5 protein-coding genes are annotated in these 6,246 nt (G+C 58.6%); 4 read left to right on the top strand and 1 reads right to left on the bottom strand.

Translation table 11 applies throughout. From position 1 onward, the window contains the following. The 3 genes from RHSP_RS20495 to RHSP_RS20480 all read left to right on the top strand — a co-directional run. Window positions 1–2,926, top strand: a 2,926-nt coding sequence (locus RHSP_RS20495; RefSeq protein WP_200863282.1) for a hemagglutinin repeat-containing protein, incomplete at its 5' end; no start/stop codon positions are given. A 364-nt stretch (window positions 2,927–3,290) separates the two neighbouring features. Beyond that, a complete protein-coding gene (locus tag RHSP_RS20485; protein ID WP_081615340.1) occupies window positions 3,291–3,551 on the top strand; it encodes a methylated-DNA--[protein]-cysteine S-methyltransferase in 261 nt (86 codons plus the stop codon). Further along, window positions 3,548–4,300, top strand: a complete 753-nt coding sequence (locus RHSP_RS20480; protein ID WP_051074118.1) for a 2OG-Fe(II) oxygenase — start codon at window positions 3,548–3,550, stop codon at window positions 4,298–4,300. The genes RHSP_RS20485 and RHSP_RS20480 overlap by 4 nt, the downstream gene beginning before the upstream one ends. Before the next feature lie 280 nt (window positions 4,301–4,580). Here RHSP_RS20480 and RHSP_RS34810 read toward each other — a convergent pair whose 3' ends face one another. Further along, on the bottom strand, window positions 4,581–4,739 hold the full coding sequence (locus tag RHSP_RS34810) for a hypothetical protein (RefSeq protein WP_157385396.1): 159 nt from the start codon (window positions 4,737–4,739) through the stop codon (window positions 4,581–4,583). 232 nt (window positions 4,740–4,971) lie between these two features. Between RHSP_RS34810 and RHSP_RS20475 the strand changes: the two genes are divergently transcribed. Then, window positions 4,972–6,231, top strand: a complete 1,260-nt coding sequence (locus tag RHSP_RS20475) for an ABC transporter substrate-binding protein (RefSeq protein ID WP_037153372.1) — start codon at window positions 4,972–4,974, stop codon at window positions 6,229–6,231. Window positions 6,232–6,246 lie beyond the last annotated feature (15 nt).

The raw sequence follows: 6,246 nt of genomic DNA, 5'->3' as shown, positions 1-6,246 counted from the left end.
GGGCGGAACGATCACGACCACAACCAGCCAGGTTCAGCAGGGCTCGTCGCTCATTGCCGGCGGCGCCATGCTGATATCGGGTAATCAGGGCGTGCTGATCGGCGGCTCGTCGCTCGCAGCCGGCGGCAATCTCGGCATCGTCTCGACAAACGGCAACATCGCGATCACGGCCTCGCAGGATCAGACCACGAGCCAATCGAAGACGATTGCCGGTGTCGCCACCGGCTACAAGGGTGGAAGTTCGTCCTCGACTGCCGTTACCAGCAACGCGTCCTCGATTATCTCGCAGAATGGCAACGTCACTGTTCAGGCCAACACGGGCAATATCAGCGTCATTGGTTCCGATATCGATGCCAAGGGCGGTGCGGCCAACCTCATTGCCAAGGGCGATATCACCATTGGTGAGGCGACAGATACGGCTTCATCGTCCAGCAGCAGCGGCAAGACAAAGAGCAGCGAAACCACGACAACGGCCGTAGGCTCTTCGATCTCGGGCCAGACCGGCGTCAATATCAGTTCCACTGCAGGTGACGTGACGATTTCGGCCTCTGACGTCAAAGCCGGTGACGCGACCCACACGGCCGACGCCAATATTCAGGCCGCAGGCAATGTCCTCATCGCCTCCGGCAAGGACACGAAGGAAACGACCTCCGACAGCAAATCGAGCGGCTTCCTGTCGTCTTCGAAGACCCACACGCATACCTACGACGAAGATACCGTCGGCTCCTCGATCTCGGCTTCCGGTGATGTCACCGTCAATTCGGGCGGCGCGAGCGTGGTTTCCGGCTCCAGCATCGCGGCCGGCGGCAGCCTCTCCCTGTCCGGCTCGGCGGTCACTGTCATGGGTGCCGAGGAGGAGCATGAGAGCGACAAGCAGATCAAGAAATCCGGCATTGGCGTCGGTTCTGGCGGTGGCTTCATCTCGATTTACGGCAGCCACAGCAAGTCGATCACTGAGAGCTCCACCGACAATGTCGGCTCGACGCTTTCCGCAGCCAACGGCAACATCACGCTCAATGCCACCAAGGGTGATCTCAATATCATCGGCTCGTCGGCAACGGCGGTTAATGGCGACGTAAGCGGCAAGGCGGCCGGCGATATCAACATCCTGCCTGGCCATGAGAGCGATCAATCCTCGAAGAGCGACAAGCGCTCCGGCTTCGGCATCCAGGTCTCCACCAACGGCGGCGGCGCCTCGATCGGCATCGGGGTAGGGCGCTTCACCGATCAGGTCAACCAAAGCGCCGAGACCAATGCGGTGTCGACGATCAAGGCAGGTGGAGACATCAACCTGACCGCCGGCAATACCTTCAACGATCAGGCCGGCCAGATCGCCGCCGGTGGTGGCGTCACCATCGTCGGCAAGAACGGCGTCAACATCCTCTCCGGCAATGACATCACCAATTTCGATGAGGTGGCCACCAGCTTCTTTGCCGGCGTCAGTGTCGGCGTGTCGTCTAGCTTCGTCGGCGCAGGTCAGAGCATCGAGAACCTCGCCTCCAAGATCGGCAAGGTGACGGATGGCTATTCGGCTGCCAATGTCGCCTTTGCCGGCATGAAAGCCTATCAGGCGCTCTCAAATCTCACGGACGGCGTCAATGCCGGCAATCTCGCCTCCGTCTCCCTGACGGCCGGCTTTACCTATTCGAAGAACGAGACTTCGGTGTCGACGTCAACGCCGGTGCTGCCGACAATCTCGGGCAATTCGGTCGATATCTCGACAAATGGCGACTTCACCAGCCGAGGCCTGCAGATTTCCGCGACCGCCAATCCGGACCATGCCGCCGATCCAATGAACGGAAGCGTGCTGATCTCTGCGAACAATATCGACATGGCCGGTGCTCAGGCAACATCCAATGCCTCCTCGCGCAGCGAGTCGGCCGGCGCCAGCATCGGCGTTTCCATCGGCGTCGGTATGGACGGCGCTACGGGCATCACGCCGACCGCCAGCGTCTCCGCTGGTCAAGCGAAAGCGTCGACCTCATCGACGACGCAGGTTGTCTCAACCGTCAGCGCCACGAACAACATCACCTTTGTCTCCAAGGGCGACACGACGCTCAACAATACCGTCTTCACCGCCGATACGATCGACGGCGATGTCGGCGGCAATCTCAATATCGTCTCGACGCCGAACACCGGCAGCCAGTCGAACAGCTCGTCGTCGCTCGGTTTCTCATTCACCGGACCGACGATTGGCAAAAGCGACGATGGTTCACCGTTGCTGACGGCAGGCAATGTCGGCACGGCACTCGGCGGTTTGACCCTCGGCGGCGTGCAGCCGGGCTTTGGCTCCGGCAAGGGCTCGACGAACTGGGTCGATACGCCGGCCGGCCTCTATTCCACCGGTGACCAGAACATCACCGTCCACAAGAACACCAATCTCGCCGCATCCGGCCTGATTTCCACCGATGGTCAGATCAATCTCGACACGGGCACGCTGACCTGGTCCGACTTTGTCGGCACGCAGAAATATCAGGGCTATCAGGTCAATGCCGATATCGACCTCTATTCCGGCAACGATGCCAACGGCAAGACGACCAACAATTCGAGTGCGGAGGGCAAGTATCAGCTCGACGATGTCGAGCAGTCGGTCAAGGCGACGATCTCAAGCGGCGGTGCGGCGGGCAATGTCACCATCCGCAATGCCGACCAGCAGGCGTCGCTTGAGCAGAGTGGCGCCACCCGGCCGGTCGGACAGATCAACGCCGATCCTGCGCAACAGAACGTCATCACCAAAGACAAGCATATTGTCGAAAGCTTGTTGCATGGAGATGAGCCGCTTTTGGTAAAATTAGATGGAACTATAATGAACGGAAATACTAGAATTCTCGCGCTTCAAAGCCGTGGATACGATGTAAACAGCCTTATACCACGACTGGGGTCAGGCAATATATACGCGAGTCAGCCACTGTTCCCATTGGATTGACATATTTGCGAAAGAGGTGTCCCCATGTTCGCTATAAATCTTATCTATGAACTTACGATCTCTGAACGGGACTTCAGAAGTGATGAAATAGCTTACGCTGAGAAGTTTATGAAAGCCATTCATGTGGTTGCGTCGATGGCACGGTCACATAAAGACGACATAGAAATTTTGTCGTATGTTGAAGATTTCTACGTGCTTGACCTGAAAGACCGCGCGAGATTCAGCGTTCTAAGACAGAGATTAAATATCTAGTGTTGATTTCCGAATTACGGTGACAGTGCATTCAATAAGATTCCAGATTTGACCAAAGCAAGCAAATGCTCGTCTTGCTCGGGTCGTCGTCGCCGATAACCTCACACTCGACATGCGCGGCACGCCGTTCCAGCGCCGCGTCTGGGAGAAGCTGAAAGCGATCGCCGCCGGTCGCACGGTGAGCTACACCGAGCTGGCTCATTGGCTGAGCCCGCTTGCCAATCCGCGGGCCGTCGCAAATGCCTGCGCCGCCAACCCGATAGCGCTGGCCATTCCGTGCCATCGTGTTGTCCGCTCCAATGGCGATCTGGCCGGCTATCGCTGGGGCATCGAGCGCAAGCGCGCGCTGATCCGTCGGGAGGCGATGGCATGAGACAGCCAATCGTCGACTTCATCGCCCCGGCCTCTATGGATTCGTCCGTAGAGACGCGGGTTGCCGCCTATGATTGGAGGGCACTCGCCGTTGAATTGGACAGCTACGGCTGCGCGGTTCTCCCGAAGTTGCTCACGCCGCAGGAGTGTCGCGAAATCGCGGCACTCTATCCCGATGAGAGCCATTTCCGTAGCCACGTCATTATGGCGCGGCACGGCTTCGGGAAAGGTGAATATCGCTACTTCAAATATCCGCTACCAGATCTGATCGGCGGCATCCGCACGGCACTCTATCCGCACCTCGCCGGCGTCGCCAATAACTGGAACGAGCGGATGGGCGTGGATCAGCGTTTCCCCGCGGACCACGCCTCGTATTTGCAGCAATGCCACGACGCAGGCCAGGCCCGGCCGACGCCGTTGCTGCTTCAATATGTTCCGGGCGACTTCAATTGTTTGCACCAGGATCTCTACGGTGATCTCTGGTTCCCGATCCAGGTGGCGATTCTGCTGTCTGAGCCGAGCCGTGACTTCACAGGCGGTGAATTCGCTCTCACCGAGCAGCGGCCGCGGATGCAGAGCCGCGTCGAGGTGGTGCCGATGCGCCAGGGTGACGCCGTCGCCTTTGCTGTCCACAATCGGCCGGTCCAAGGAACGAAGGGCAATTACCGCGTCAATCTGCGTCACGGCGTCAGTCGTATTCGCTCTGGCATGCGTCACACTGTCGGGATCATTTTCCACGACGCGCGCTGAGTTCGCGAAACTGGCGCCGCACTTCTCGCGGCGCCGCGCTTGCAGAAGCCCGAACGAGGTGCCTTAACGCCTGCAACCTAACAAGAACAATGATCGAGTTGCGCGAACCGGGTGCACTCTTGTGGCTCTCGAATTCGGCAAACTCCGCAAAGCTGCGTCGAGCTTCGATGCGGTGATCCAGATGGGAGCGTGCTAGCGGGGGGTATTGTCGGCGAGTGAGAATTGGGCCAGGAGATGCATGATTATCCCATCCACCGCCTTTCCGACTTTCCGCCGATCCTCAATTCGATCTTCGACCTATGTGCGCGCCATTTGATGGTTGCTTGTCGCTGACAGCCACGGCCGGGCGGGTGAATGCGAAGCGATGATCGCTGGTGTCATGAGTTTGCAGCAGGACGATGGCGCAACCAAGCACCACGAAAGCAAAAACCTGGCTCATGAACTTCCGTGATTACCGCGATGAAAATACGAAAATGCTAATATAAACTCTCTAAATAAAGCTCCTGATGTGATAAAATCGGCGGCCGGCTCGAGGAGGAGATGCCGGTCGACATTTCGACTTGTCGCAGAGTGGTTCGCATGGGTGTCGAAGTAGCGTTTCCGCCATGCCGGAAAGGGTGAGGCCCCCCGAAGAAGGCCTCTGGATAACTGCTCGGAATGGGAGGTGTACAATGCTTCGCAAATTGTTTCTCACCTTGGCTATTGCGGCGTCCGCACTCGCGATCAACGGAGTAGCATGGGCCGACATTACGATCCTCGTGCCATCAGGCAGCGAGGGCGACGGTCTTAGGGCCGCTGCCAACGACTACGCGAAGATGAAGGGCACGAAGGTGGAGGCCGTCCAGGCGCCTTATGCCAATGTGTTCGAACAGGGCGCCAATGCCGGCGCAACCAAGTCCGGCGTCTTCGATATCATCCTAATGGACGATCCGTGGATTCCGTTTTTCGCCGAGAACGGACATCTGGAGGATCTGACGGCTTTCTTCAAGAAGGCCGGAATGGCGGGACCGGACAGTGATTTCCTTTCGAAGTCGCTGGCGGTCTGCCGCAACCCCTACAATACGGGACCCTATGTGTGCCTGCCCTATGTGGGAAATGCGCAGATGTTCTTCTATGACGCCGCCAAGTTCAAGCAAGCCGGCGTCGACGTCCCAAAGACCTGGGATGACGTGCTGAAGGCGGGCAAGATGCTGACCAAAAGCGGCGGCGGCCGTTATTACGGCTACGTCTTCCGCGGAGGTCAGGGCAACCCGGTGGTTGCCGATTTCATGCCGATCTTCTGGTCCTACGGCGCGGATATGTTCAACGCCGACCGGACCAAGGTGACGATCGACACGCCCGAAGGAGCCGCCGCCATGAAGACGTTCATGGCGCTCCGCGATATCTCACCGAAGGGGGTCGAGAGCTATAACGCCAACGAGGTCGGCACAGCGCTTGCCGCCGGCACGGCCGCTTCGTCGATCAACTGGCCGAACTGGGTTGCGACCTTCGAAGATCCGAGTCAGTCGAAGATGGTCGGCAAGATTTCCTATAGCCCCATTCCCGCTGGAACCAAACCGGGAAGCTCGGAAATTGGTCACTGGACCATGGGCATCATGTCCGCTTCCAAAAACAAGCAGGAAGCCTTCGACTTCATGATCTGGGCGACCTCCCGGGAGCAAATGAAGATTTCCGCCGAGCGCGGCAATCCACCTGTCCGGACCTCGGTCTTCACCGATCCGGAACTGACCTCGCAACAGAAGTTCCGGCACTATCCGGTGTTGATGACGGCGATCCAAGCCTCTACTCCTCGTCCGCGTCACCCGAAGTGGCCGGAGATCGAGAATGCCTTCGGCATCGAGCTTTCCAAGGCGGTAGCGGGCACGATCACACCGGAAGAGGCCTTGAAGAACGCGCAGGCGGCGGTCCAACAGATTACGGGCCTTAAATAAGCAATGTGCTGCGAC

This window comes from Rhizobium freirei PRF 81 (assembly GCF_000359745.1).
GTDB classification, from domain to species: domain Bacteria; phylum Pseudomonadota; class Alphaproteobacteria; order Rhizobiales; family Rhizobiaceae; genus Rhizobium; species Rhizobium freirei.
This window is presented reverse-complemented; position numbering and strand designations above follow the sequence as displayed.